The organism is Streptomyces sp. NPDC091292, assembly GCF_044757265.1.
GTDB lineage: Bacteria > Actinomycetota > Actinomycetes > Streptomycetales > Streptomycetaceae > Streptomyces.
Genome location: NZ_JBIVUQ010000001.1, coordinates 1,219,428 through 1,245,149, shown reverse-complemented (window position 1 = coordinate 1,245,149; position 25,722 = coordinate 1,219,428). Strand labels below are relative to the sequence as shown.

Genomic DNA, 25,722 nt, shown 5'->3' with positions numbered 1-25,722 from the left:
CTTCCTCGCCCCCAGGTCCCTTTCCCTTATGCGGCGCATACTGCGGGCGGAGTACGCGCCATACACCTTCGGGTCTAGTGGTCTTTCGTTTGGATCAGGCCGGATCAGGGAGCGGGGTCTGGTGCCGTGCATCGCAAGGCGGAGGAGGGAGTCAGGGCGGCGCCCTGGCGACCGACGACAACGCGGCGAGGTGCGGCGCCAGGGCCCGCGAGCCCGGCCTGATCCAAACGAGAGGCCCTTGGCCGTCGGGTGGACGAATGGACCCGTGGTTCTGTGGGCGTCAGTCCGTGCGGGGGCGGACGAGTCCCGACTCGTAGGCGATGACGACGAGTTGCGCGCGGTCGCGGGCGCCGAGCTTGGCCATGGCCCGGTTCACATGCGTTTTCACCGTGAGCGGGCTGACTTCGAGGCGCTCGGCGATCTCGTCGTTGGAGTGGCCGCCGGCGACCTGGACGAGGACTTCGCGCTCGCGCACGGTGAGGGCGTCGAGCCGTTCGGCGCGGGCCGGGTCGCGGTCGTCGGCGCCGTCGCTCTGGGCGAGGAACCGGGCGATCAGGCCCTTGGTCGCGGCCGGGGACAGCAGGGCCTCGCCGCCCGCGGCGACCCGGATCGCGTTGAGGAGTTCCTCGGGCTCCGAGCCCTTGCCGAGGAATCCCGAGGCGCCGGCCCGCAGCGACTGGACCACGTACTCGTCCACCTCGAACGTCGTCAGCATCACCACCCGGACCCCGGCGAGGGCCGGGTCGGCGCAGATCAGCCGGGTCGCGGCGAGGCCGTCGGTGCCGGGCATCCGAATGTCCATGAGGACGACGTCGGCCCGCTCGGTGCCGGCGAGGCGTACCGCTTCGGCGCCGTCGGACGCCTCGCCGACCACCTCCATGTCGGGTTCGGAGTCGACGAGGACCCGGAACGCGCTGCGCAGCAGTGCCTGGTCGTCGGCGAGCAGCACCCGGATGGCGGTCATACGCGGTCCCCCGTCTCCTTCGTGCCCCGGCCGGCACGGGTCTTGACCGGCAGGATCGCATGGACCCGGAAGCCGCCTCCGTAACGGGGTCCCGCGGCGCAGCTACCGCCGAGCGCGCCGACGCGTTCGCGCATGCCGAGCAGTCCGTGCCCGCCGCCCTCCTCCAGCGGCCGGTCCGACTCGGGCGGCGGTGCGTCACCGACCGCCGCGGTCGCTCCGCCGTCGTCAAGGACGGTGATCTCCACCCGGGGGCCTACCCGGACGACACTGACCTCGGCCTTCGCACCCTCGCCCGCGTGCTTCTGCACATTGGTCAGGGCCTCCTGGATGATCCGGTACGCGGCGAGGTCGACGGCGGCGGGCAGGGCGGTGCCGTGGTCGCCGCGGGCGACCTCGACGGGCAGCCCGGCGTTGCGGAAGGTGTCGACCAGCTCTTCCAGGCGGTCCAGGCCCGGCGCGGGTTCGGTGGGGGCCTCGGGGTCGCCGGACTGCCGGAGCAGGCCGACGGTGGCGCGCAGCTCGCCGAGCGCGGAGCGGCTGGCCTCCCGGACGTGGGCGAGGGCTTCCTTGGCCTGGTCGGGGCGCTTGTCCATGACGTGCGCGGCGACGCCCGCCTGGACGTTGACGAGGGCGATGTGGTGGGCGACGACGTCGTGCAGGTCGCGGGCGATCCGGAGGCGCTCCTCGGCCACCCGGCGGCGGGCCTCCTCGTCGCGGGTGCGTTCGGCGCGTTCCGCGCGTTCGCGTATGGCGTGCACGAAGGCGCGGCGGCTGCGGACGGCGTCGCCCGCCGCCGCTGCCATACCGGTCCAGGCGAAGATGCCGAGGTATTCCTGCGCGTACCAGGGCAGGGGTCCGGCGAGCATGGCGGCGGCGGTCAGGGCGGTCATCGTGGGCAGGCCGGCCCGTGCGGTGGTGGGCCGGTCGGTGGTGGCGGCGACGGTGTACAGCGCGACGACGACGCTCATGACGACGGGGGCGCGGGGCTCGCCGCTGACCAGTTCCACGAAGGAGAGGGCGCCGGTGGCGCAGAGAACCGGCACGGGGGCGCGGCGCCGGAAGATCAGCGCGGTGGCGGCCAGCACCATGAGGACGAGGCTGAAGGCGCTGGGGGTGTGGGTACCCCATTGGTCGGGGCCGTGCTTCTGCGGGTCGACGAAGGCGCCGGCGATCATGCAGACGAGGACGCCGGCGGCGAGCGCGGCGTCCGGTGCCAAAGGGTGCTCCTGGAGCCAGGAGCGGGCGGCTTTCGCCCGGTGATGCACGGCCGTGCTCCTCCCGCGTGGGACGTGACCCGACCACGGCCTGATCCGTGGTCGGCCCTCGGCCCTGCGGCCGTTCGATATATCCGTCCGACGCCGTCCGACGCCGTCCGACCCGGTCCGCAGGGGAGCCCGCAGGGCCGGTCAGTCAGCCGGTCAGCCGGGGATCAGACCCTCGTCCGTCAGCAGGTCGCGGACCTCTTCGATCGTCGCGTCCGGGGACGGAAGGATCAGTTCCGACGGTTCGAGGGAGTCGTCCGGGAGGGGCGTGCCCAGCTCCCGGACCTTGTCCAGGAGTGTGGTCAGGGTGAGCCGGAAGCCAGGACCGTCGCCGTTCTCCACCTCGGCCAACAGTTCGTCGTCCAGCTTGTTCAGTTCGGCGAGGTGGCTGTCGGCCAGCCTCACCTGCCCCTCCCCCATGATCCGTACGATCATGACGCCCTCCTCGGCGTGGGCCACTGCTTCTCGGGGTTACTGCCCGACCGATTACTGCTCGACCGATTACTGCTCGACCGGTTACTGCTTGTCGAAGCGCGGAGTGTCCTGCGGCTGCTGCGCCTGGCCGGACTGCTGACCGGACTGCTGACCGCCCTCGATGGCCTGCTGCGACGACGAGGTGCCGCCCGCCAGCTCGGCCTTCATGCGCTGCAGCTCCAGCTCTACATCCGTACCACCCGAGATGCGGTCCAGCTCGGCGGCGATGTCGTCCTTGGCCATGCCGGACTGGTCGTCGAGGGCGCCGGACGCCAGCAGCTCGTCGATCGCGCCCGCGCGGGCCTGGAGCTGCGCCGTCTTGTCCTCGGCGCGCTGGATCGCCAGGCCGACGTCGCCCATCTCCTCGGAGATGCCGGAGAACGCCTCGCCGATCCGGGTCTGCGCCTGGGCCGCGGTGTACGTGGCCTTGATGGTCTCCTTCTTGGTGCGGAAGGCGTCCACCTTGGCCTGGAGCCGCTGGGCCGCGAGGGTGAGCTTCTCCTCCTCGCCCTGGAGGGTGGTGTGCTGCGTCTCCAGGTCGGTGACCTGCTGCTGGAGCGCGGCGCGCCGGGACAGCGCCTCACGGGCCAGGTCCTCGCGGCCGAGCGCGAGCGCCTTGCGGCCCTGGTCCTCCAGCTTGCTGGACTGGCCCTGGAGCTGGTTGAGCTGCAGCTCAAGGCGCTTGCGCGAGGTCGCCACGTCGGCGACACCGCGGCGCACCTTCTGGAGCAGCTCCAGTTGCTTCTGGTACGAGTAATCGAGGGTCTCGCGCGGGTCCTCGGCCCGGTCAAGGGCTTTGTTCGCCTTCGCGCGGAAGATCATCCCCATACGCTTCATGACACCGCTCATGGGCTTCGCGCGCCCCCTTCTGACGGACTCCAGCTCAAGCTCTCCAACAGGTCCCACAGTACGGGTCCTGCCTCTATTACCGCACTGTTCGGGGACGGATGCGGTCATCCCCAAGGACGACTGCGTCCGACTCCGCTCCGGCGTAGGGAGTAGGTGTTCCCCGAGGCCCACCGGAGGAACCGTCGGCAACGTCCGGTCTGTCCCTAGAAGGACGACCGGTGTTGCCGGATCGTTCCCCACCTGACCGGTGTCCATACCTCGGCACCCCGTACCCTTGGGTTTTGTGTTCCGTAGCCGTGCCAAGGAAGAGAAGGCCACCGCCGCCAAGGCGGCCGTGACCGACTCCAAGCAGCCCCGTGACCCGCAGGCCCCGAAGGGCCGCCCGACCCCCAAGCGCAGCGAGGCCCAGACGCCGCGCCGCTCCGTGGCGAACACGAAGCTCACGCGCAAGGACGCATCGAAGCGTCAGCGCGACGAGCGGCGTACCGCGATGGAGCGCCAGCGCCAGGCGCTGGCCAGTGGCGACGAGCGTTATCTGCCCGCCCGCGACAAGGGCCCGGTGCGGAAGTTCGCGCGTGACTTCGTCGACTCGCGCTTCTGCATCGCGGAGTTCTTCCTGCCGCTCGCCGTGATCATCCTCGTGCTGAGCATGGTCCGGGTGCCGCAGCTCCAGAACATCGGGATGCTGCTCTGGCTCGCCGTGATCGTGCTGATCATCCTGGACTCGGTCGGCCTGGTGATCCGCCTGAAGAAGCAGCTGAACGCGCGCTTCCCGGACCAGTCCAAGAAGGGCGCCACGGCCTACGCGCTGATGCGCACGCTCCAGATGCGCCGTCTGCGGCTGCCGAAGCCGCAGGTCAAGCGCGGAGAGCGGCCCTGAATCCGGATCCTTTCCCGGACGGTGCGGCGGCCTGGCTGCAGGGTCTGGGCGGGCTGCGTGACGCCGTACGGCAGGAGCTGGTGGCGCGGCAGCTCGACGAGCAGATAGCCGGCCGGTTCCGGGTGGGACGGCGGCTGCGCGTGCTCGACGTCGGCATGGGGCAGGGCACCCAGGCGCTGCGCCTGGCGCGCGCCGGGCACGAGGTGACGGGTCTGGAGCAGGACGCGCGGATGATCGCCGCCGCGCGGGACGCCCTGGCCGCGGAACCGGAGGGCATCCGGCAGCGGGTGCGGCTGATCGAGGGCGACGGCCGGGACACGGGCGTCCACTTCCTTCCCGGCAGCTTCGACGTGGTGCTGTGCCATGGCGTGCTCATGTATGTCGAGGAGCCGGATCCGCTGGTCGCGGGCCTGGCCCGGATGCTGGCCTCGGGCGGTCTGCTGTCCCTGCTGGTACGGAACGCCGACGCACTGGCGATGCGGCCCGGCCTGAACGGGGACTGGGCGGGGGCCCTGGCGGCCTTCGACTCGACCGCGTACCGGAATCGGCTCGGGCTCGACGTGCGGGCCGACCGGCTGGACGCGCTCACCGCCACGCTCGCGGGGATCGGGGCGCCCCTGCACGCCTGGTACGGCGTGCGCGTCTTCACGGACACCGCCCCCGACGGGACCCCGCCACCGCCCGACACGGCGGCCCTGCTCGACGCGGAGGAGCGCGCGGGGCGGACGGATCCGTATCGCGGGGTCGCGGCGCTGCTGCATCTGTGCGGGGTGCGGGGCTGAGGCAGGTGCCGACAGGGGTTCTGACGCGGGGTACCTGATCGGACCCCCACCGGAAGCCGGACATACCTGTCCGAAGTGATACTCCGGACATGGACATAACCCCCCGTACCCATCGCCGTACCCGTGGCCACCGGCTGCTGCTCCCCCTGGCGGCCTCCATGGCCTGCGTGGTCTCCGTGGCGCTGATCGGTGGCTGCTCCGATGCCGGTTCATCGTCCGGGAAGACCGACACGACCACCCGGGCCGCCCCGCCGGTCAAGGCGTCGAACAGCCTCCAGGACGACTACGAGAAGGTCATCAAGGACGTCCTGCCGTCCGTCGTACAGATCCAGGGCTCCAAGGACCTCGGCTCCGGTGTGGTCTACGACGGTCAGGGCCACATCGTCACGAACGCGCACGTGGTCGGCTCCGACCGGACCTTCAAGGTGACCACCGCCAACAACGAGACGGCGCTGACCGCCAAGCTGGTGTTCGCCTACCCGGAGCAGGACCTCGCCGTGGTCAAGCTGGACAGTGTGCCGTCGGGTCTGAAAGCGGCGTCGTTCGCGGACTCCTCGCAGGTCCAGGTCGGGCAGATCGTGCTGGCGATGGGCTCACCGCTCGGGCTGTCCTCCAGCGTCACGCAGGGCATCGTGTCGGCGGTCGGGCGGACCGTCAGCGAGGGCAACGGGGGCGGGGGCACCGGTGCGACCATCGCCAACATGATCCAGACGTCGGCCGCGATCAACCCCGGCAACAGCGGGGGCGCCCTGGTCAATCTGGACAGCAAGGTCATCGGTATCCCGACGCTCGCGGCGACCGACCCCCAGTTGAGCAACAGCGCGGCGCCCGGGATCGGCTTCGCGATCCCCGCGAACATGGTGAAGACCGTCGCGGACCAGATCATCAAGCAGGGCACGGTGACCGATTCGGGACGGGCCGCGCTCGGCATCACGGGGCGTACGGTCGTCGGGCCCAACTACCAGCCGGCCGGGGTCGCGATCGTGGCCGTGACGAACGGCGGGGCCGCCCAGAAGGCGGGGCTCCGGGCCGGGGACATCATCACCAAGCTGGGCGGGCAGCAGATCACCACGATCACCTCGCTGTCCGAGGTCCTGGCCTCCGCCAAACCGGGCGACAAGGTGCAGGTGACGTACGAGCGGGACGGGAACCAGAGCACGGTCGACGTGACGCTGGGCGAGATGTAGCGCGTGGGTGGGGCGGGTGCGCCCGGCCGTAGGTGTGTACGGCCGGGCGCGGGCGGTGCGGTACGCGGCGCTCAGGACGCGGCGTCCTCCGTCTCGGTCTCGGTCGCCGTCTCCGCGTGCAGGCTCATCGGCCCGTAGATCTCGGTCGCGTCCTCGAACAGGCGGACCTGGTCGGCGCCGCCCGCGACGAGCGCCTTCCACTCCTCGCCGATCCAGGACTCGGCGTCGCCCTGCGTGGTGAACTCCTCGGGCTGCACCGCGGGCGGGACCTCGGTCCCGTCGGCCTTTTCGAACCGCCACGTCCACGCCGCCATGCCAGCCTCCTGGGGGTCGATCACGCTGTTCACCACCCCGAAGCCTATGCGCTCCGCTTGGTTACCGGTTCGGAATGCGGGGGTCGTTCGTGGCAGCGGGGTTCGCCGTCGGGGTGATGCCGGTGGGGACGTGCGGGTCGTCCGTGGCCGGGTGCGCAGTTCCCCGCGCCCCTGAAAGGCGGGCGTTGCCCGCCACCTCGAAAGGCGGGTGCTGCCCGTCATCCGTTCGCTGGCCGTCTGTCGGCGTTCGCCCTCCTCTCCTGGACGCGGGAAGATCTTTCCGTGGAACTCACACTGCTTGGTACCGCTGGGCCCGACGGGCTGCCCCGGGGGGGTTGTCCCTGTGCTGTTTGTGCTTTGGCGTTGCGGGATGCTGCTCGGCGGCCGACTGCTGTGCTCGTGGACGGGACGTTGCTGCTCGATCTGACGCCGGGCGCGGCGTTCGCCGCTGCTCGGGCGGGTCACTCGCTCGGGGGCGTGCGGCAGGTGCTGCTGTCGCATCCGCACGACGGGCCGGCCGTCGACGTGCCCGCCGGGCTGCCGCAGCCCGGACGGGTGCCCGACGGGCGCGAACTGGCGCTGCTCACCGGGCACCGGGTGCGCGCGGTGCCGATGGACTCCCCCGGTACGGGGTACGCGGTCACCGGTCCCGACGGGCAGCGGCTGCTCTATCTGCCGCCGGGCGCGGCGCCCGCGGGGCTCGCCGACGACGGCCCGTACGACCTGGTGCTCGCCGATGTCGTGGGGCGGCCGGACGGGGTTGCGCGGCTGCGGGCGGCCGGGGCCGTGGGGCCGACCACCGATCTGATCGCCGTCCATCTCGACCACGACGTGCCGCCGGGCCGTGAGCTGCGGCGCCGCCTCGCGGCGGCCGGGGCGCGGGCCGTCCCGGACGGTACGACGCTGGTCGTGGGCGCCTACGAGGACGTACCGGACGTGCCGCGCCGGACCCTCGTACTCGGCGGCGCGCGGTCCGGGAAGTCGGTGGAGGCCGAGCGGCGGCTCGCCGCGTTCCCCGATGTGCTGTACGTGGCCACCGGCGGGGCGCGCGACGGGGACGCGGAGTGGGCGGTACGCGTGGGGGCGCACCGGGAGCGGCGGCCCGGGTCGTGGCGTACCGCCGAGACCTGTGACCTGGTGCCGCTCCTCGATGAGGCCGGGCCGCCGCTGCTCATCGACTGTCTGTCGCTGTGGCTCACCGACGCCATGGACTCCGTGAACGCGTGGGACGACGCCGAGTGGGGCGGGGGCGGTGAACGGGAGTTGCGGCGCAGGGTCGACGAACTGACGTCGGCCCTGCGGCGGACTCGCCGTACCGTCGTCACCGTGTCCAACGAGGTCGGCTCCGGCATCGTCCCCGCGACCGCCTCCGGCCGCCGCTACCGCGATGAACTCGGCCGCCTGAACGCTGCGTTCGCCGCCGAGTGTGAACATGTCCTGCTTGTCGTCGCCGGTCAGGCCCTTCGTTTGCGCTAGGCCCGAGTGTCCTTGCGGGCGATCACCCGGTACGCGTTCGTGAAGGTCGTCCTGGAGGTCAGGGGGGTCAGCGCGTGGTCCGTGGCCTGGGCCGCTGTGGTCAGGGGGATGGTTGCCCGGGTGAGGAAGGTGCGCGCCCTGCGTTGGGCGGAGGTTGGCGGGTGGGTGCGCCAGGGGGTGTCGGGGCGCGGTAGGTAGTGGTCCAGAGCCAGGGTCAGGGCGCCTGAGAGGTCCAGGGGGGCGTGGGCCGCTCGGTGGTCCGTGAGGATGATCGTGAAGCCCAGGTGGCGGAGTTCGCGGGTGAGGTTGGCCGGCGGGATCAGGTGGAGGGTGCGGCAGTGGGACGGCCACCAGCGGCCCAGGAGGGCGGCGGCCCGGCTGTCGGGGTCCGGGGTCTCGATCAGCAGGTGTCCGCCGGGGCGCAGGACGGTGTGCGCGGCGACGAGTTCGGCGCGTGGGTCGAGGACGCGTTCCAAGTGGTGGAACATGCTCAGGACGTCGTAGCGATCCGTAAGGCGGGGCGCCAGTGTGGGGAGTGGTCCCCTGTGGGCCTCCTCGATCCGGCCCCGTTCCGCCGCTTTCTCGACAGCCGGGCCCGCGTCCAGGCCGTCGAAGGAGGTGTACGGGTGGATCTGCTGCGCGACCGCCGGGAACAGGGCGTCGCCTGTGCCCACGTCGAGCCAGCTCTCCGGCTCCCCGAACGGCAGCAGCGCGCGGGCGGCGGACCGGTGGCGCCGTACCCCGTGCCGGGCGGCGAAGACCCGCGCGGTCCTGGCCGCCGCGTCGCGCTCGTAGAACTCCAGGCCCTCGGGGGTCAGCAGCGGGTTCTGGAAGCAGTGGCCGCAGTCCCGGCACCGTTCGATGACGAAGGCGCCGGGTTTGTGCTGGAGGAGGTCGGGGGTGCGCAGGCGGACGGCGAGGGCCGTCGAGCCGCACCAGGGGCAGTCGGGGCGGCGGCGCTCGTGGAAGTGGTCGGTGCCGCGGGCGAGTTCGGTCAGATACGCGGGGCGCCGCTCGGCGACGGTCCGCTCGGCGACGGTCTGCTCTGTGGAGGGCACAAACCGGAACGTAAGGGATCATGCCGACGGGTTCAACGACAGAGCGGAACCGGTGCGTCACGTGCCGCCGCCAACGCGGGAGGCCGGGTACCGGACGCGGGCGCTGCCGGTACTGTTCGGCGAATGACGTCCCTCAATCTCGACGACTTCACCGACCTGATCGAGCGCCCCGACGGCGGTGTGCGCCGCGACGCCGAGGAGCGCAGGGAACGGCTCGTCGTGCCGCCCGGGGCGCTGGGCCGCCTCGACGAACTCGGCGAGTGGCTGGCGGCGGCGCAGGGCTCCGTACCGGTCCGGCCGATCGAGCGGCCCCGCGTCGTCCTGTTCGCCGGCGACCACGGGATCGCCGAACTCGCCGTCTCCGCACGGCCCGCCGGCACCGCCGACCGGCTGGTGCGCGCCGTCCTGGACGGCACCAGCCCCGTCGCCATCCTGGCCCGCCGCCTCGACGTGCCGATCCGGGTGGTCGACCTGGCGCTCGACTGCGACCGGGACACCCTGCCCGACGAGGTCGTACGCCACCGGGTGCGGCGCGGCTCCGGGCGGATCGACGTCGAGGACGCGCTGACGCCCGAGGAGGCGGAGGCCGCGTTCCGCACCGGGATGGCCGTCGCCGACGAGGAGGCGGACTCCGGTACGGATCTGGTGGTGCTCGGCGATCTGAGCGTGGGCGGTACGACGGCGGCGGCGACGCTGGTCGCGGCGCTGTGCGGCACCGACGCCTCCGTGGTGACCGGGCGCGGCGGCGAGACCATCGACGACCTGGCGTGGATGCGCAAGTGCGCGGCGGTACGCGACGCGCTGCGCCGGGCGCGGCCGGTGCTCGGCGACCAGTTGCAGTTGCTCGCGGCGGTGGGCGGCGCCGACATCGCGGCGGCGACCGGGTTCCTGTTGCAGTGCGCGGTCCGCAAGACACCGGTGATCCTGGACGGCGTGGTGTCGGCGGCGTGCGCGCTGGTGGCGCAGCGGGTCGCGTTCCGGGCGCCGGACTGGTGGCTGGCCGGACACGGCAGCGGGGAGCCCGCGCAGGCGAAGGCCCTGGACCGGATGGCCCTGGAACCCGTACTGGAGCAGGGCGTCAAGGTCGGTGAGGGCGTCGGCGCGCTGCTCGCGCTGCCGCTGGTCCGGGCCGCCGCGGCGCTGTCGGCGGAGCTTTCGGAGCGTACGGAGGCCGGGCCCGCGGAGACGGAGACGGACACGGAAGGGGCCACGGAGGCCGCTGAGTAGGACTCCGTCCGGGCGGAAGCGAACGGCGGACGGGTGGCACACCCAAGTGCCCCATATGATCCCTCATCATGGGAGATGTCCGTACGGCCGTGGCGCAGACGCAGGAGCAGGACCGGGACGAGGCCGTCCGGGACGGCACCCGGCCCCGCTCCACCGCCGCTCCACGGCGAGCCGCCGGGTTCGCGGTCTGGTACCTCCGGGCCGTCACCTTCGTCAACTTCCTGAGCGCCGTCTGGGTCTCCCTCGGCCAGGACCTGCGGCGGCACAACCAGGAGAACCTGTTCACGCCGTATCTGCTGACCGCGGGCTTCGCGTCCGGCGCGTTCACCATGTTCCTGGCGATCACGATGCGCCGCCGCAAACGGGCCGCGTGGATCCTCAACCTCGTGGTGAGCGGCCTGTTCCTGCTGCTCTTCGCCTTCGCGATGGTCTTCCCCGAGATCAGGGGATCCGTACAGAACTGGGTGTCGCTGCTCCTGACCGCCGCGTTCTTCGCGGCGCTCCTGGTCGGCCGCCGGGAGTTCTACGCCAAGGGCGACCGCTCCAACCCCCGGCTCGCGGCGCTCGTCGCGGCCGGCGGGCTGCTGGTGTCGTCGCTGTTCGCGGCGCTCCTGGTCACCCTCACCAACCACGCCCACGACGAGTACCGCTCGACCTTCCTGGACCGCTGGCGCTACGGCACCCTCCGGCTGATCTCGGTCGCCGCGAACGACGAGCGCTTCCCCGGCATCGAGACGTCGAACTGGGTCAACGTCGTCATCAACGTCATCAGTACCCTCCTCCTGCTCGCCGTCCTGTACGCCGCGTTCCGCTCCCGCCGCGCCGTCGACCCGCTCACCGAGGGCGACGAGGAGCGGCTGCGGGCGCTGCTCGACCGGTTCGGCGACCGTGACTCGCTGGGGTACTTCGCGCTGCGCCGCGAGAAGAGCGTGGTGTGGTCGCCGACGGGCAAGGCGGCCGTGGCGTACCGCGTGGTCGGCGGGGTGTCGCTGGCGTCCGGCGATCCGATCGGCGACCCCGAGGCGTGGCCGGGCGCGATCGAACCCTGGCTCGCCGAGGCCCGCGTGCACGGCTGGCTCCCGGCCGTGATGGGCGCGAGCGAGGAGGCGGGCACGATCTACGCCCGGCACGGCCTGGACGCACTCGAACTCGGCGACGAAGCGCTCGTCGAAACCGCCGACTTCACCCTGGACGGGCGGGCGATGCGGACCGTGCGGCAGGCGTACAACCGGGTCAAGCGCGCCGGGTACCAGGTCCGTATCCGGCGGCACGCGGACATTCCCGACGACGAGATGCGGCTGCTGCTCGCACGCGCCGACGACTGGCGGGACGGCGCGACCGAGCGCGGCTTCTCGATGGCGCTCGGCAGGCTCGGCGACCCGGCGGACGGGCAGTGCGTGATGCTCGAATGCACCGACGGGACCGGCGAGTTGCGGGCCGTCCTCTCCTTCGTGCCGTGGGGTCCGCGGGGGCTCTCACTCGACCTGATGCGCCGGGACCGCGCATCCGAGAACGGCCTCATGGAGTTCATGGTCATCGAACTCCTCCAGCGCGCCGACGAGATCAAGATCACCCAGGTCTCACTCAACTTCGCCATGTTCCGTTCCGTCTTCGAACGTGGCTCGCGTCTCGGCGCGGGCCCGGTCCTTCGGCTGTGGCGCTCCCTGCTGAGTTTCTTCTCGCGCTGGTGGCAGATCGAGTCGCTGTACCGAGCCAACGCCAAGTACCGGCCCATCTGGGAACCCCGGTTCCTGCTCTTCGAGAAGAGCGCGGACCTGCCCCGTATCGGCATCGCCGCCGCGCGCGCCGAAGGGTTCCTGGAGGCGCCGGGGTTGCCGAAGTGGCTGCACCGCAGGCATCTGGAGTCACAGCGCGCACCCCTGGAGTCACAAGAATGAGAACGCTCGCCCGTCTGGCACGCGCCGAGTGGGGGCCCCTGTGGGCGGCCGTGCGGGACGGGCTGGCGGAGCGCGGCTGGCGGGCCGCGCCGATGACACTCACGGCGGTCTGTCTGACGGCGGTGTTCCAGTTCGTGCAGAACCAGTCGTGGGGCTTCCAGTTCATCCAGAACCTGGGCTCCGTACGCGCCGACGAACCCCTCTGGCTCGCCCTCGTACGCACCCCGCTGTCCCTGTTCGTGCCCGCGCTCGACCTGCCCGTGTGGGGGGCGCTCGCCCAGATCCTGGTGGTGTTCGGGCTCGCCGAGATCTGCCTCGGCTGGTGGCGCACCCTCGTCATCGGGTACGCGGCCACCCTCGCCGGCACCCTCTACGCGCGCGTGGGCATCGCGCTCGGCCCCGACGGCTTCCTCGGGCTGCCCGCGTCGGACGCACAGATCGTCGACACGGGCCCGTCGGCCGCCGTCGTCGGGCTCGCCGTCTTCCTCGCCTGGCACTACCGCGCGTACGCCACCGGGGCCGCCGTCGTCGCCGCGATGATCGGCGAGGTGATCATCAAGGACAACCTCGCGGGCAAGGAACATCTGGCGGCCGTCCTCGCCGCGTTCGTCCTGATCGCGCTGTCGGCCGCCCGGCACCACCGGGCGGCGGAGGGCACGCTAGCCTGCGGGCGATGTCCGAGAGCGAGAGCGCGCCCCCGTCCGCGGCGCCGGGATGGCACGGGCCGAGGTTCGCCTTCGGCACGCTGACCGCGCTGCCCATACGGGTGACCCGCTGGGACCGGGCCGCCGCCCGCTCCGGCATGCTGTGGGCGCCGGTCGCCGGGCTCACCGTCGGCCTGTGCGCCGCCGCGCTCGGCGGGCTCCTGCTGCTGCTCGGCGCGGGCCCCCTGCTCGCCGCCGTCGCCACCGTCGCCGTCCCCGCCGTGCTGACCCGGGGGCTCCACCTCGACGGCCTCGCCGACACCGCCGACGGGCTCGGCAGCGGCAGACCGGCCGCCGAAGCCCTGCGGATCATGCGGCAGTCCGACATCGGCCCCTTCGGCGTCGTCACGCTCGTCCTCGTGCTGCTCGCCCAGGTCGCCGCCCTCGCCGGTCTCTACGCCGACTCGTGGGCGCGCGGAGCCGTCGCCGCCGCGCTCTGCGGGGTCACCGCCCGGCTGGCGCTGACCCTCGCGGCCCGTACCGGCGTACCGCCCGCGCGCCCCGAAGGACTGGGCGCCGCCGTCGCGGGGACCGTGCCCGTGCGGGCCGCGCTCCTGGTGGCGGCCGGGGCGGTGGGGCTCGCGGCGGGCGCGGGCGCGGCGGGCGGGCCGTACGGAGCGGTACGGTGCGCCGCCGCCGTGCTCGTCGGATGCGCGGCGGCGGAACTCCTGCTGCGGCACTGCGTCCGCAGGCTCGGCGGAATCACCGGAGATGTCTTCGGGGGGATCGCCGAGACGGCGGCGACGGTGAGCCTCGTCATGCTCACGCTCGGTGGATGAGAGGGGCCGATCCCGGCCCGCTCCCCGGCAGCCCCTCCCCTACAACCCCTTGGCGCCCGCACCGGTGGACCACCACGGCGTCACTGAGCGTAGGCTCCGGGTTGGCACTCTTCCGGCCCGGCCAACAAAGCTCGGGTCGGGCCCGGTCCAGGGCCTGTCGTCAGATCCCTGTCTGCCGTGCGACGCCTGGCACGCACGCTCGCCGCGTTGCCGAAAGGCCCCCGTAGCGCCGCTACGAAGACCTTCCGGCGCCTTGCGATCGCACGCACCAGACGCCGCACGGCACGCCCTGCCGGGCGAACGACAGGAATCTGACGACAGGCCCTGGCCCATCCGCCCTCGGCCATGAACTAAACGGAAGCGAGAATTCACCACCGTGACTGCTCTCACTCTCAGCACCGCAGCGGCAGCCGGCCTGCGCGCCGACGCGATCGTCGTAGGGGTCGCCAAGAGCCCCAAGGGCGGCGGCGGACTCGTCGTCGCGCCGGGCGCCGAGGCCGTGGACAAGGCGTTCGACGGAAAGCTCGCGGCCGTCCTGGAGACCCTCGGCGCCACGGGCGGCGAGGGTGAGGTGACCAAACTCCCGTCGCCGTCCGGACTGAAAGCGCCCGTGGTGCTGGCGGTCGGGCTCGGCACGGCGCCCGGGAAGGACGCGACCTACGCCGCCGAATCGCTGCGGCTGGCCGCGGGTACGGCGGCCCGCGCGCTGAACGGCGCGAAGAAGGCCGCGTTCGCGCTGCCCCTCACGGACGCCGAGGCCACCGGCGCCGTCGCCGAGGGCGCCCTGCTCGGCGCGTACGCCTTCGACGCGTACAAGGAGAACGGCAAGGACGCCAAGAACGGCAAGGGCCCCCTCGGCGAGATCGCCCTGACCGGCGGCAAGCCCCGCGACAAGGCGTACAAGGCGGCCGTCGAGCGCGCCCTCGCGGTCACCGAGGAGCTGAACCGCGCCCGCGACCTGGTCAACACCCCGCCCAACGACCTCGACCCGGAGGCGTTCGCGGCGGTCGCCGCCGCCGCGGCCAAGGAACACGGCATCAAGATCCAGGTCCTGGACGAGAAGGCGCTCGTCAAGGGCGGCTTCGGCGGCATCCTCGGTGTCGGCGCCGGCTCCGCCGCGCCCCCGCGCCTGGTGAAGCTCGCGTACACGCACGCCAAGGCCACCAAGCACCTCGCGTACGTCGGCAAGGGCATCACGTACGACTCGGGCGGCATCTCGCTCAAGCCGGCCGGGCACAACGAGACGATGAAGTGCGACATGAGCGGTGCCGCCGCCGTGTTCGCCGCGGTCGTCGCCGCCGCCCGACTCGGCCTTGAGGTCAATGTCACCGGCTGGCTCGCGCTCGCCGAGAACATGCCGTCGGGTTCGGCGACCCGCCCCGGTGACGTGCTGCGCATGTACTCGGGCAAGACCGTCGAGGTCCTCAACACCGACGCCGAGGGCCGGCTCGTGCTCGCCGACGCGCTCGCCAAGGCGTCCGAGGACAAGCCGGACGCGATCGTCGACGTGGCGACGCTGACCGGTGCGATGGTGCTCGCGCTTGGCAACCGCACCTTCGGGATCATGGCCAACGACGAGGCGTTCCGTACCTCGCTGCACGAGATCGCCGGGGAGGTCGGCGAGCCGTCCTGGCCGATGCCGCTCCCCGACCACCTCCGCAAGGGCATGGACTCGCCGACGGCGGACATCGCGAACATGGGCGAGCGGATGGGCGGCGGCCTGGTCGCCGGTCTGTTCCTCCAGGAGTTCGTCACGGACGGGATCGCCTGGGCGCACCTCGACATCGCGGGCCCCGCCTTCAACGAGCAGGGCCCCTTCGGCTACACCCCCAAGGGCGGCACCGGCTCCGCGGTCCGCACCCTGGTCCGCCTCGCCGAGCGCACCGCGGCGGGTGACCTGGGCTGACGCCCTCTCCCCACGTAACGGCCCCGGGCTCCGGCCCGGGGCCGTACGCGTTCCCCGGCCGGGTCCCGCGCATGGGACGTACGTCGCACTCGGCGGCCCGGCGTCCCGGCTGCCGCCGAGTAGTGCGAAGATGGGTTCTCGGCAGGACAGGGCCCCCACCACAGGGCCGAAGACAGAGCGGCCGAATACCAGCCGACCGACCGGTCGACCCCCCGGAATGGGGCCCGGCGCCCGGCGCACATGCATGGAGGACGTGACGTGGCGAACGACGCCAGCACCGTTTTCGACCTAGTGATCCTCGGCGGCGGTAGCGGCGGATACGCCGCGGCCCTGCGTGCCTCGCAGCTGGGCCTGGACGTCGCCCTGATCGAGAAGAACAAGCTGGGCGGCACCTGCCTGCACAACGGCTGCATCCCGACGAAGGCCCTGCTGCACGCCGGCGAGATCGCCGACCAGGCGCGGGAGGCCGACCAGTTCGGTGTCCTCACGACGTTCCAGGGCATCGACATCAAGGGCGTCCACAAGTACAAGGACGACGTCATCGCGGGCCTGTACAAGGGCCTCCAGGGCCTGGTCGCCTCGCGCAAGGTGACGTACATCGAGGGCGCGGGCCGACTGTCGTCGCCGACCTCCGTCGATGTGAACGGACAGCGCATCCAGGGCCGCCACATCCTGCTGGCGACGGGCTCGGTGCCCAAGTCGCTGCCGGCTCTGGAGATCGACGGCAACCGGATCATCTCCTCGGACCACGCGCTGGTCCTGGACCGGGTCCCGCAGTCCGCGATCATCCTGGGCGGCGGCGTCATCGGCGTCGAGTTCGCCTCGGCGTGGAAGTCCTTCGGCACCGACGTCACCGTCGTCGAGGGTCTGAAGCACCTGGTGCCCGTCGAGGACGAGAACAGCTCCAAGCTCCTGGAGCGCGCGTTCCGCAAGCGCGGCATCAAGTTCAACCTCGGCACCTTCTTCGAGAAGGCGGAGTACACGCAGGACGGCGTCCGCGTGACCCTCGCCGACGGCAAGGTCTTCGAGGCCGAGGTGCTGCTCGTCGCGATCGGCCGCGGTCCGGTCTCGGCCGGTCTCGGGTACGAGGAGCAGGGCGTCGCGATGGACCGCGGCTATGTCCTGGTCGACGAGTACATGCAGACCAATGTGCCGACGATCTCGGCCGTCGGTGACCTGGTCCCGACGCTCCAGCTCGCGCACGTCGGCTTCGCCGAGGGCATCCTCGTCGCCGAGCGCCTGGCCGGTCTCAAGACGGTCCCGATCGACTACGACGGCGTGCCCCGGGTGACGTACTGCCACCCCGAGGTCGCGTCGGTCGGCATCACCGAGGCCAAGGCCAAGGAGATCTACGGTGCGGACAAGGTCGTCGCCCTGAAGTACAACCTCGCGGGCAACGGCAAGAGCAAGATCCTGAAGACCGCGGGCGAGATCAAGCTCGTCCAGGTCAAGGACGGTGCCGTGGTCGGCGTCCACATGGTCGGCGACCGCATGGGCGAGCAGGTGGGCGAGGCCCAGTTGATCTACAACTGGGAGGCGCTGCCCGCCGAGGTCGCCCAGCTCATCCACGCCCACCCGACGCAGAACGAGGCGCTCGGCGAGGCCCACCTGGCCCTGGCCGGCAAGCCCCTCCACTCCCACGACTGACCTTCAGTCTCCGGGCGCGACGACCACAGACTTCCGCACTTTTCGTAAGGAGCAACCGAAACCATGGCGGTTTCCGTATCCCTTCCGGCGCTCGGTGAGAGCGTCACCGAGGGCACTGTCACCCGCTGGCTGAAGGCGGAGGGCGAGCGCGTCGAACTCGACGAGCCGCTGCTTGAGGTGTCGACCGACAAGGTCGACACCGAGATCCCGTCGCCCGCCGCCGGCATCCTGTCGTCCATCAAGGTCGCCGAGGACGAGACGGTCGAGGTCGGTTCCGAACTCGCCGTCATCGACGACGGTACGGGTGCTCCGGCGCCCGCCCCGGCCCCCGCCGCCGTCGAGGCCCCGGCGGCCCCGGCGCCGGTCGCCGAGGCCCCTGCCCCTGCTCCCGCTCCCGTACCGGCCGCGGCGCCCACCGCCCCGGCCGCCGGCGCGGCGCAGGGCACCGACGTGGTCCTTCCGGCGCTCGGCGAGAGCGTCACCGAGGGCACCGTCACCCGCTGGCTGAAGGAGGTCGGCGACTCCGTCGACGCCGACGAGCCGCTGCTTGAGGTCTCCACCGACAAGGTCGACACGGAGATCCCGGCCCCGGCGTCGGGCGTTCTCCTGGAGATCGTCGTCGCCGAGGACGAGACCGCCGAGGTCGGCGCCAAGCTGGCCGTGATCGGTGTCGCGGGTGCCGCTCCGGCGGCTGCCCCGGCTCCGGCTCCGGCCGCCCCGGCACCGGTCACTCCTCCGGCCCCGGTCCCGGCTCCGGCGCCCACCCCGGCTCCGGCTCCGGCTCCGGCTCCGGCTCCGGCTCCCGTCGCTCCGGCCGCTCCGGCGCCGGTGGCCGCGCCCGCCCCCGCTCCGGCCCCCGTGGCCGCCGCGCCCGCCGCACCGGCTCCGGCCGCCGCGCAGGCCGTGGACGACGGCACGTACGTGACCCCGCTGGTGCGCAAGCTCGCCGCCGAGCACGGTGTCGCGCTCGCGTCCGTCAAGGGCACGGGCGTCGGCGGGCGGATCCGCAAGCAGGACGTCATCGCCGCCGCCGAGGCCGCGAAGGCCGCGGCAGCCGCGCCGGCTCCCGCCGCCGCTGCCGCTCCGGTCGCCGCCAAGAGGGCTCCGGCCCTTGAGGTGTCGCCGCTGCGCGGTCAGACGGTCAAGATGACGCGGATGCGCAAGGTCATCGGCGACAACATGATGAAGGCCCTGCACTCGCAGGCCCAGCTGACCACGGTCGTCGAGGTCGACATCACCAAGCTGATGCGGCTGCGCAACCAGGCCAAGGCCGACTTCGCCGCGCGCGAGGGCGTCAAGCTGTCCCCGATGCCGTTCTTCGTGAAGGCGGCGGCCCAGGCGCTGAAGGCCCACCCGGTCATCAACGCCCGGATCAACGAGGACGAGGGCACCATCACGTACTTCGACTCGGAGAACATCGGCATCGCCGTGGACTCCGAGAAGGGTCTGATGACGCCGGTCATCAAGGGTGCGGGCGATCTGAACATCGCCGGTATCTCGAAGGCGACCGCCGAGCTGGCCGGCAAGGTCCGGGGCAACAAGATCACCCCGGACGAGCTGTCGGGTGCGACCTTCACGATCAGCAACACCGGGTCGCGGGGCGCCCTGTTCGACACGGTCATCGTGCCGCCGAACCAGGTCGCGATCCTGGGCATCGGTGCCACGGTGAAGCGTCCGGCGGTCATCGAGACGTCCGAGGGCACCGTGATCGGCGTCCGGGACATGACGTACCTGGCGCTCTCCTACGACCACCGGCTGGTGGACGGTGCGGACGCCGCCCGTTACCTGACCACGGTCAAGGCCATCCTGGAGGCCGGCGAATTCGAGGTCGAGCTGGGCCTGTAAGGCTCACCACACCTGGGTGAACGCCCCCGTCCGGAGCATGTCCGGGCGGGGGCGCGGCCGTATTGTCTAGGGCCTGTCGTCACATTCCCGTCTGCCGTGCGACGCCTGGCACGCACGCTCGCCGCGTTGCCGAAAGGCCCACGTAGCGCCGCTACGAGGACCTTCCGGCGCCTTGCGATCGCACGCACCAGACGCCGCACGGCCCGCCCTACCGGGCGAACGACGGGAATGTGACGACAGGCCCTAGAGGTCAACGCCCTTGGGGTCACCAGGACACCCTGCCGAAGGAGCACCGCATGACCGCGCCCGTCGTCCACTCGCTGCGCGAACAGATCCGCGAGCACATCGTGGAGGGGATCGTCAGCGGGCGCTGGAAGCCGGGTGAGCGGATCGTGGAGCGGCGGATCGCGACCGAGCTGGAGGTCAGCCAGACGCCCGTACGGGAGGCCCTGCGGGAGCTGGAGTCGCTGCGGCTGATCGAGTCGGCGCCGAACAAGGGTGTACGGGTACGGAATCTGACGGCGGCCGATCTGGAGGAGAGCTATCCGGTACGGGCCGGCCTCGAAGCGATCGCCGCGGAGCTGGCGGCGGACCGGCTGGCCGAGGACTGCTCGGCCCTGGAGCCGCATGTGGCGGCGCTGTACGAGGCCGACCGGCTGTCGGACGGGACCGGGCAGGTGCGGCACACGGTGGCGTTCCACCGGGAGCTGGTACGGGCCGCGGGCAACAGCGTGCTGCTGCACACCTGGGAGGGCCTGGGCATCGAGGTGTTCACGGCCCTGTCGATCCGGTGGCTCGGAACGGTGCAGCAGTCGTACGCGGAGGAGCACGAGGCGCTGGTGGCCGCCTTCAAGTCCCGCGACCCGGCGATCGCGGACCTGGTCAAGTCCCACGTACTGGGCTGCGCCCCGCGCCCCGACTCCACCGTGGCGCTCTGAGAACACCGGTCCCCCTTCCGCCGGACCCTCAAGCGGGTCGCTGATCACCGCTGCGGCGGGAAAGATCTTCCGCTTACCAGCGGCCGGCCACACCAGGACGCGACACCACCACGCCCCAAGGTCAACCCGCTGACCACCAACACCCACCACACGCCACCAACCCGCACGAATCTGTTCCCGCCGCAGCGGCGCACCACCACCACGACCACCACCACGACCCAAGCTCAACCCCCGACAACCACCCACACGCCCACCACACGCCACCACCCGCACGAATCCTTTCCCGCCGCAGCGGCGGGACGCCACCACGGCGGGTGTCCGGCGGAATCATCGGCGGCAGGACCGGGATGGTCGGCCCCACTTCGGGAGGCGCCCCCGGCGGCCGAGCCGGCGTCCTGCCCCCCGCGCCGGGAAATCGCACCTGGAAACGGCTGCGGAGCCCATGTCATCCGTCGCCGCATCGCCGTGCCGCCGCGCCGTCCAGGCGCACGGCAGAACGGCACCCCGCACCGGAAATCTGCGGCCAGCGGCAGGGCACCCGGTGCCTGCCGCCAAGGCACTCCGTGCCGACTTTAGCCCTCCTCGCACCTTTTACCCTTCGACCCTTTGATCGATCATCGATCAGGGAGTTAAAGTCCCCGATGGGCTCTCACCCAGAGCCCACGCCCTGTCCTGCCAAAGACCTAGGGCACCCGAACCCTTACCGATGAGGGAACCCCCCTTCGACTCCGGAAGGCGGCGCACATGACCGACCCCGCAGCAATCCAGCCGAGCGAGCTGGACCAGCTCCCGGACCGCGACCCCGAGGAGACCGGCGAATGGCTGGCCTCCCTGGACGCCGTCACCAAGGCGGCCGGACCGCACCGTGCCGCGTACCTGATGCGCCGCACGCTGGAGCGCGCCGAGGGCGCGGGCCTTGCGCTGCCGAAGCTGCTGGAGACGGACTACGTCAACAGCATCCCGACCGCCGCCGAGCCCGCCCCCGAGGGTGACGAGGCGCTGGAGCGGCGGATCACCGCGTGGAACCGCTGGAACGCGGCGGCCATGGTCACCCGTGGCAGCAAGCACGGCGTGGGCGGCCACATCGCCACCTTCGCGTCGGCCGCCTGGCTCTACGAGACCGGCTTCAACCACTTCTTCCGCGGCAAGGAGGGCGACGGATCCGGCGACCAGCTCTACATCCAGGGCCACGCCTCGCCCGGTATCTACGCCCGCGCCTTCCTCGACGGCCGCCTCACCGAGGCGCACCTCGACCACTTCCGCCAGGAGGCGGGCGGCCAGGGCCTGCCCTCGTATCCGCACCCCCGCCGCCTGCCCTGGCTGTGGGAGTTCCCGACCGTCTCGATGGGGCTCGGTCCGCTCTCCGCGATCTACCAGGCCCGGTTCAACCGGTATCTGACGAGCCGCGGCATCAAGGACGTCTCGCAGTCGCACGTGTGGGCGTTCCTCGGCGACGGCGAGATGGACGAGCCGGAGGCCACCGCCGCGCTCGGGCTGGCCGCCCGTGAGGGCCTGGACAATCTGACCTTCGTCATCAACTGCAACCTCCAGCGCCTCGACGGCCCGGTCCGCGCGAACTTCAAGATCGTGCAGGAGCTGGAGGCCCAGTTCCGGGGCGCCGGCTGGAATGTCGTCAAATCGCTCTGGGGCTCCGCCTGGGACGAGCTGTTCCAGCTCGACACCACGGGCGCCCTGCTCCGCCGCCTGCGCGAAGTGCCGGACGCCCAGGTGCAGACGTACCAGACGCGTGATGCCGCGTACATCCGGCAGGACTTCTTCGGGAAGGACCCGGCGCTCGTCGAGCTGGCGAAGCTGCTGAGCGACGACAAGATCCTGGAGTGCTTCCACCTCTCGCGCGGTGGCCACGAGCCGCGCAAGGTGTACGCCGCCTACCGCGCCGCGGTCGCCCACAAGGGCGCGCCGACCGTGATCCTCGCGCAGACGGTGAAGGGCTTCACGCTCGGCTCCGGTTTCGCGTCGAAGAACGCCAACCACCAGATGAAGAAGCTGACGGTGGACGAGTTCAAGAGCATGCGGGACCTGCTCGAACTCCCCATCTCCGACGCTCAGTTCGCCGATGGCGTCGTACCTTACGGCCACCCCGGCGCCGACTCGCCCGAGGTCCGCTACCTCCAGGAGCGCCGCGCCGCACTCGGCGGCCCGGCCCCGGCCCGCCGTACGCACGCCGTCGCCCCGCTGCCCGCGCCCGCCGACAAGGCGTTCGCGTCCTTCGACAAGGGCTCCGGCACGCAGTCGGTCGCGACGACCATGGCGTTCGTGCGGCTCGTCAAGGATCTCGTACGCGACAAGCAGACCGGCCGCCGCTGGGTGCCGATCGTCCCGGACGAGGCCCGTACCTTCGGTATGGAGTCGCTGTTCCCGTCGCTCGGCATCTACTCGCCGAAGGGCCAGACGTACGAGCCGGTCGACCGCGACCAGCTCATGTACTACCGCGAGGCCGAGGACGGCCAGATCCTCAACGAGGGGATCACCGAGGCCGGTTCGATGGCGGACTTCATCGCCGCGTCCAGCGCGTACGCGACGCACGGCGAGCCGATGATCCCGTTCTACATCTTCTACTCGATGTTCGGCTGGCAGCGCACGGCCGACCAGATGTGGCAGCTCGGCGACCAGCTCGGCCGCGGCTTCCTGGTCGGCGCCACCGCAGGCCGGACCACGCTGACCGGTGAGGGCCTTCAGCACGCGGACGGCCACTCGCCGGTGATCGCCGCGACCAACCCGGCGGCCCTGTCGTACGACCCGGCGTTCGCGTACGAGATCGCGGCGATCGTCAAGGAGGGGCTGCGCCGGATGTACGGCGAGGCCGCCCCGGGCGAGGACCAGGACGTCTTCTACTACCTGACCGTCTACAACGAGCCGATGCCGCAGCCCGCGAAGCCCGCGGGCGTCGACGAGGGCATCATCAAGGGCCTGTACCGCTTCAACACGGCCGAGTCGGCGGGGCTGACCCTCCCGGTGAACGCCGCGCGGATCCAGCTCGTCGGCTCCGGCACCGCGATCCACTGGACCCTCCAGGCGCAGAAGCTGCTCGCCGAGGAGTGGGGCGTGGGCGCCGACGTGTGGTCGGCGACGTCCTGGACCGAGCTGCGCAGGGACGCCCTGGAGGCGGACGCGGCGCTGCTGCGCGGCGAGGACCGGGTGCCGTACGTCCGCAGGGCGCTGGCCGGGGCCGAGGGTCCCGTCCTGGCGGTCAGCGACTACATGCGGCAGGTCCCGGACCAGATCGCGCAGTGGGTCGAGCAGGACTGGACGTCGCTCGGCGCGGACGGCTTCGGACTCTCGGACACCCGGGACGCGGCCCGCCGGCACTTCGGTGTCGACGCGCGGTCGATCGTGGTGGCGGCGCTGGCGCAGCTCGCGCGGCGCGGCGAGGTTCCGGCGGCGGCCGTGAAGGAAGCGCGGGAGCGGTACGGAGTGTAGGGAGCGGGCGGAGTGATCCGTACGGGGCGTGACGGTGGATACCGTCGCGCCCCGTCGCTCATCATGGGCGCATGCGTGCTGCCCGGCTGATCAAGATGGTGCTCCTGCTCCAGTCCCGCCCGTCGATGACGGCGGCCGAGCTGGCCCGGGAGCTGGAGGTCTCCGAGCGGACCGTCACGCGGGACGCGCAGGCCCTGTCGGAGGCGGGTGTCCCGGTGTACGCGGACCGGGGCCGCACCGGCGGCTACCGGCTGATCGGCGGCTACCGCACCCGGCTGACCGGCCTGGCGCGCGGCGAGGCGGAGGCGCTGTTCCTGTCCGGGGTGCCGGGCGCGCTGCGCGAGATGGGTCTGGAGGACGCGGCGTCGGCGGCCCGGCTGAAGGTGTCGGCGGCGCTGCTTCCGTCGATGCAGGGCGCCTCGCGTACGGCGGCGCAGCGGTTCCATCTGGACGCGCCGGGCTGGTTCCACGAACCGGCGCCGTCCGAGCTGCTGCCGGCGGTCGCGGACGCGGTGTGGGACGACCGGCGGATCACCGCGCGCTACCGGCGGCCGGGCGGCGGCGGTGAGCCGGAGCGCGACGTGGAACGGGAGCTGGAGCCGTACGGGCTCGTCCTGAAGGGCGGCGTCTGGTATCTGTGCGCCCGGGTGGAGTCGGGCACTTACCGCGTGTACCGCATCGACCGGTTCACGGCGGTCACGGCCGGCGAGACCCGCTTCGCACGGGACCCGGAGTTCGGGTTGCCGGAGTTCTGGGAGGAGCGGGCCGAGCAGTTCGCGCGGGCGATCCTGCGGACGGCCGTGGTCGTACGGCTGTCGGGGACGGGGGCGCGGCAGTTGCGGCACGCGGTCGGGCGGGCGTCCGCCGAAGAGGCGCTCGATGCGGCCGGGCCGCCGGACGGCGAGGGCCGCGTGACGGTGACCGTGGCGGTCGAGTCGGAGGACGTCGCGTACACCCAACTGCTCACGCTGGGGCCCGAGGTGGAGGTCCTGGAGCCGCCCGGACTGCGCGCCCGCTTCACGGAGGCGGCGGCCCGGACGGCCCGTCTCTACGAGTGAGCCGGCCGACGGGTAGGGGTTGTGGGCTACCGGTAGTCGCTCACGGCCGGTGACTCCCCCGCGCGCTCCGCGAGCAGGTACCCCCACATGTCCGGGCGGCTCCCGTCCGTGTCGGTGAGGTCGTACTCCTGGGCGAGCTGTCCGCTGTCGAGGGACGTGCCGTTCCAGCGGGCCGCCTCCGGGTCGGCGGCGAGGGCCGCGACGCCTCGGGCGAGGTACTGCGGGGTTTCGGACAGCGCCCAGTGCGGCTGTTTGTCGATGCCGTCGCGCCAGGTGGCCTCGGTGAGTCCGAAGTGGTCGAGCATCTCCTCGGAACGGATGAATCCGGGGGTGACCGCCACGGCCGTACCGCCCACGGCCTTCAGCTCCTCGCCGAGGACGTACGCCATCCGGATCGGCAGGTTCTTGGTGAGGTCGTAGTAGAAGTTCTCGCGGTAGTCCTGGTTGCTCCTGGCCGTGCCGTCGGTGACCTCCACGACCAGGCCCCCGGGGCGCCGCACCAGCAGCGGAAGCGCGACGCTGCTGGTGATGATGTGGGTCCGGGTCCCCAGGTCGATCATCCGCAGCCCGCGCTCCAGGTCGACGTCCCACATCCGGGTGTCGAAGTCGAGCAGATGGTTGCCGCCCCAGACATCGTTGACGAGCACGTCGAGCCGGCCGTGGACCCGGTCGATCCGGTCGACCAGGGCCCGCACCTGGGCGGGGCCGAGGTGGTCGGTCGGTACGGCGATGCCCGCGCCCTCGGTGCCCGCCGCCGCGTCGACCAGTTCGGCGGTCTCCTCGATGGTCTCGGTGGTCCGGCCCATCTCGCTGACCCGGGTACGGGTGGTGCGTCCGGTGACGTAGACCGTGGCGCCCGCGCGACCCAGCTCGACGGCGAGGGCCCGGCCGGCGCCCCGGGTGGCGCCCGCGACCAGGGCGACCTTTCCCCGCAGGGGTGTGGTGTTCGTGGTGTTCATACGGGCGATCGTCGCGCCGAAAGCCGACATCCTCTGTCGGACTTTCCGCGGGCATGTGCGCGCATAACGAAAGA

General features: G+C 72.0%; 21 protein-coding genes. 14 read left to right on the top strand and 7 right to left on the bottom strand.

Annotated features, from left to right (window positions below; translation table 11 throughout):
* Window positions 1-280 precede the first annotated feature (280 nt).
* From ACIQNU_RS06130 to ACIQNU_RS06115, 4 genes are all read right to left on the bottom strand, one after another.
* Window positions 281-964 (bottom strand): response regulator, encoded by a 684-nt coding sequence (locus ACIQNU_RS06130; RefSeq protein WP_401361388.1) that lies wholly within the window; start codon window positions 962-964, stop codon window positions 281-283.
* Window positions 961-2,229, bottom strand: a complete 1,269-nt coding sequence (locus ACIQNU_RS06125; protein WP_401361386.1) for a sensor histidine kinase — start codon at window positions 2,227-2,229, stop codon at window positions 961-963. Before ACIQNU_RS06125 ends, ACIQNU_RS06130 begins: the two co-directional genes overlap by 4 nt.
* Before the next feature lie 153 nt (window positions 2,230-2,382).
* Window positions 2,383-2,661, bottom strand: a complete 279-nt coding sequence (locus tag ACIQNU_RS06120; protein ID WP_401361384.1) for a hypothetical protein — start codon at window positions 2,659-2,661, stop codon at window positions 2,383-2,385.
* A gap of 81 nt (window positions 2,662-2,742) precedes the next feature.
* Window positions 2,743-3,549: a PspA/IM30 family protein gene (locus ACIQNU_RS06115; RefSeq protein ID WP_401361382.1), complete on the bottom strand. Its 807-nt coding sequence runs from the start codon at window positions 3,547-3,549 to the stop codon at window positions 2,743-2,745.
* Window positions 3,550-3,796: 247 nt separating this feature from the next.
* Between ACIQNU_RS06115 and ACIQNU_RS06110 the strand changes: the two genes are divergently transcribed.
* The 3 genes from ACIQNU_RS06110 to ACIQNU_RS06100 all read left to right on the top strand — a co-directional run bounded on the left by ACIQNU_RS06110 (window position 3,797) and on the right by ACIQNU_RS06100 (window position 6,398).
* Window positions 3,797-4,429, top strand: coding sequence for a DUF3043 domain-containing protein (locus tag ACIQNU_RS06110; RefSeq protein WP_401361380.1), 633 nt, complete (start codon window positions 3,797-3,799; stop codon window positions 4,427-4,429).
* Between the two features lie 80 nt (window positions 4,430-4,509).
* Window positions 4,510-5,211, top strand: a complete 702-nt coding sequence (locus tag ACIQNU_RS06105) for a class I SAM-dependent methyltransferase (protein WP_401361378.1) — start codon at window positions 4,510-4,512, stop codon at window positions 5,209-5,211.
* Window positions 5,212-5,300: 89 nt separating this feature from the next.
* On the top strand, window positions 5,301-6,398 hold the full coding sequence (locus ACIQNU_RS06100; RefSeq protein WP_401361376.1) for a S1C family serine protease: 1,098 nt from the start codon (window positions 5,301-5,303) through the stop codon (window positions 6,396-6,398).
* Window positions 6,399-6,469: 71 nt separating this feature from the next.
* On the opposite strand, the gene ACIQNU_RS06095 is transcribed toward ACIQNU_RS06100, so the two are convergent.
* Window positions 6,470-6,712 (bottom strand): hypothetical protein, encoded by a 243-nt coding sequence (locus ACIQNU_RS06095; protein WP_401361374.1) that lies wholly within the window; start codon window positions 6,710-6,712, stop codon window positions 6,470-6,472.
* A gap of 282 nt (window positions 6,713-6,994) precedes the next feature.
* Here ACIQNU_RS06095 and ACIQNU_RS06090 point away from each other — a divergent pair, with 282 nt between their 5' ends.
* Complete coding sequence (locus tag ACIQNU_RS06090; protein WP_401361372.1) at window positions 6,995-8,188, top strand: bifunctional adenosylcobinamide kinase/adenosylcobinamide-phosphate guanylyltransferase; 1,194 nt, start codon at window positions 6,995-6,997, stop codon at window positions 8,186-8,188.
* On the opposite strand, the gene ACIQNU_RS06085 is transcribed toward ACIQNU_RS06090, so the two are convergent.
* Complete coding sequence (locus ACIQNU_RS06085) at window positions 8,185-9,246, bottom strand: class I SAM-dependent methyltransferase (RefSeq protein WP_401361370.1); 1,062 nt, start codon at window positions 9,244-9,246, stop codon at window positions 8,185-8,187. The two genes, ACIQNU_RS06090 and ACIQNU_RS06085, sit on opposite strands and share 4 nt — an antisense overlap.
* Before the next feature lie 123 nt (window positions 9,247-9,369).
* Here ACIQNU_RS06085 and cobT point away from each other — a divergent pair, with 123 nt between their 5' ends.
* The 10 genes from cobT to ACIQNU_RS06035 all read left to right on the top strand — a co-directional run bounded on the left by cobT (window position 9,370) and on the right by ACIQNU_RS06035 (window position 24,689).
* Window positions 9,370-10,473, top strand: a complete 1,104-nt coding sequence (gene cobT / locus ACIQNU_RS06080; protein ID WP_401361368.1) for a nicotinate-nucleotide--dimethylbenzimidazole phosphoribosyltransferase — start codon at window positions 9,370-9,372, stop codon at window positions 10,471-10,473.
* Window positions 10,474-10,541: 68 nt separating this feature from the next.
* Window positions 10,542-12,371: a phosphatidylglycerol lysyltransferase domain-containing protein gene (locus ACIQNU_RS06075; protein ID WP_401361366.1), complete on the top strand. Its 1,830-nt coding sequence runs from the start codon at window positions 10,542-10,544 to the stop codon at window positions 12,369-12,371.
* On the top strand, window positions 12,368-13,120 hold the full coding sequence (locus ACIQNU_RS06070; RefSeq protein ID WP_401361364.1) for a hypothetical protein: 753 nt from the start codon (window positions 12,368-12,370) through the stop codon (window positions 13,118-13,120). The genes ACIQNU_RS06075 and ACIQNU_RS06070 overlap by 4 nt, the downstream gene beginning before the upstream one ends.
* On the top strand, window positions 13,045-13,854 hold the full coding sequence (locus tag ACIQNU_RS06065) for an adenosylcobinamide-GDP ribazoletransferase (protein ID WP_401361362.1): 810 nt from the start codon (window positions 13,045-13,047) through the stop codon (window positions 13,852-13,854). The genes ACIQNU_RS06070 and ACIQNU_RS06065 overlap by 76 nt, the downstream gene beginning before the upstream one ends.
* Window positions 13,855-14,230: 376 nt before the next feature.
* On the top strand, window positions 14,231-15,760 hold the full coding sequence (locus ACIQNU_RS06060; protein WP_401361360.1) for a leucyl aminopeptidase: 1,530 nt from the start codon (window positions 14,231-14,233) through the stop codon (window positions 15,758-15,760).
* A gap of 258 nt (window positions 15,761-16,018) precedes the next feature.
* On the top strand, window positions 16,019-17,407 hold the full coding sequence (lpdA, locus tag ACIQNU_RS06055) for a dihydrolipoyl dehydrogenase (RefSeq protein ID WP_401361358.1): 1,389 nt from the start codon (window positions 16,019-16,021) through the stop codon (window positions 17,405-17,407).
* 63 nt (window positions 17,408-17,470) lie between these two features.
* Entirely contained in the window at window positions 17,471-19,252 is a 1,782-nt protein-coding gene (gene sucB, locus ACIQNU_RS06050; protein WP_401361356.1) for a 2-oxoglutarate dehydrogenase, E2 component, dihydrolipoamide succinyltransferase, read from the top strand.
* A 296-nt stretch (window positions 19,253-19,548) separates the two neighbouring features.
* Window positions 19,549-20,190 (top strand): GntR family transcriptional regulator, encoded by a 642-nt coding sequence (locus ACIQNU_RS06045; protein WP_401361354.1) that lies wholly within the window; start codon window positions 19,549-19,551, stop codon window positions 20,188-20,190.
* Between the two features lie 744 nt (window positions 20,191-20,934).
* On the top strand, window positions 20,935-23,631 hold the full coding sequence (gene aceE, locus ACIQNU_RS06040; protein ID WP_401361352.1) for a pyruvate dehydrogenase (acetyl-transferring), homodimeric type: 2,697 nt from the start codon (window positions 20,935-20,937) through the stop codon (window positions 23,629-23,631).
* Between the two features lie 71 nt (window positions 23,632-23,702).
* Complete coding sequence (locus ACIQNU_RS06035; protein WP_401361350.1) at window positions 23,703-24,689, top strand: helix-turn-helix transcriptional regulator; 987 nt, start codon at window positions 23,703-23,705, stop codon at window positions 24,687-24,689.
* A gap of 26 nt (window positions 24,690-24,715) precedes the next feature.
* Here ACIQNU_RS06035 and ACIQNU_RS06030 read toward each other — a convergent pair whose 3' ends face one another.
* Window positions 24,716-25,648: an SDR family oxidoreductase gene (locus ACIQNU_RS06030; protein WP_401361348.1), complete on the bottom strand. Its 933-nt coding sequence runs from the start codon at window positions 25,646-25,648 to the stop codon at window positions 24,716-24,718.
* Between the last annotated feature and the right edge of the window lie 74 nt (window positions 25,649-25,722).

Coding starts and splice junctions, on each gene's coding strand:
- cobT (WP_401361368.1), top strand. CDS start 9,370: ATGACGTCCCTCAATCTCGACGACTTCACCGACCTGATCGAGCGCCCC.
- ACIQNU_RS06115 (WP_401361382.1), bottom strand. CDS start 3,549: ATGAGCGGTGTCATGAAGCGTATGGGGATGATCTTCCGCGCGAAGGCG.
- aceE (WP_401361352.1), top strand. CDS start 20,935: ATGACCGACCCCGCAGCAATCCAGCCGAGCGAGCTGGACCAGCTCCCG.
- ACIQNU_RS06100 (WP_401361376.1), top strand. CDS start 5,301: ATGGACATAACCCCCCGTACCCATCGCCGTACCCGTGGCCACCGGCTG.
- ACIQNU_RS06070 (WP_401361364.1), top strand. CDS start 12,368: ATGAGAACGCTCGCCCGTCTGGCACGCGCCGAGTGGGGGCCCCTGTGG.
- ACIQNU_RS06045 (WP_401361354.1), top strand. CDS start 19,549: ATGACCGCGCCCGTCGTCCACTCGCTGCGCGAACAGATCCGCGAGCAC.
- ACIQNU_RS06065 (WP_401361362.1), top strand. CDS start 13,045: ATGTCCGAGAGCGAGAGCGCGCCCCCGTCCGCGGCGCCGGGATGGCAC.
- ACIQNU_RS06035 (WP_401361350.1), top strand. CDS start 23,703: ATGCGTGCTGCCCGGCTGATCAAGATGGTGCTCCTGCTCCAGTCCCGC.
- ACIQNU_RS06075 (WP_401361366.1), top strand. CDS start 10,542: ATGGGAGATGTCCGTACGGCCGTGGCGCAGACGCAGGAGCAGGACCGG.
- ACIQNU_RS06095 (WP_401361374.1), bottom strand. CDS start 6,712: ATGGCGGCGTGGACGTGGCGGTTCGAAAAGGCCGACGGGACCGAGGTC.
- ACIQNU_RS06030 (WP_401361348.1), bottom strand. CDS start 25,648: ATGAACACCACGAACACCACACCCCTGCGGGGAAAGGTCGCCCTGGTC.
- ACIQNU_RS06130 (WP_401361388.1), bottom strand. CDS start 964: ATGACCGCCATCCGGGTGCTGCTCGCCGACGACCAGGCACTGCTGCGC.
- sucB (WP_401361356.1), top strand. CDS start 17,471: ATGGCGGTTTCCGTATCCCTTCCGGCGCTCGGTGAGAGCGTCACCGAG.
- ACIQNU_RS06120 (WP_401361384.1), bottom strand. CDS start 2,661: ATGATCGTACGGATCATGGGGGAGGGGCAGGTGAGGCTGGCCGACAGC.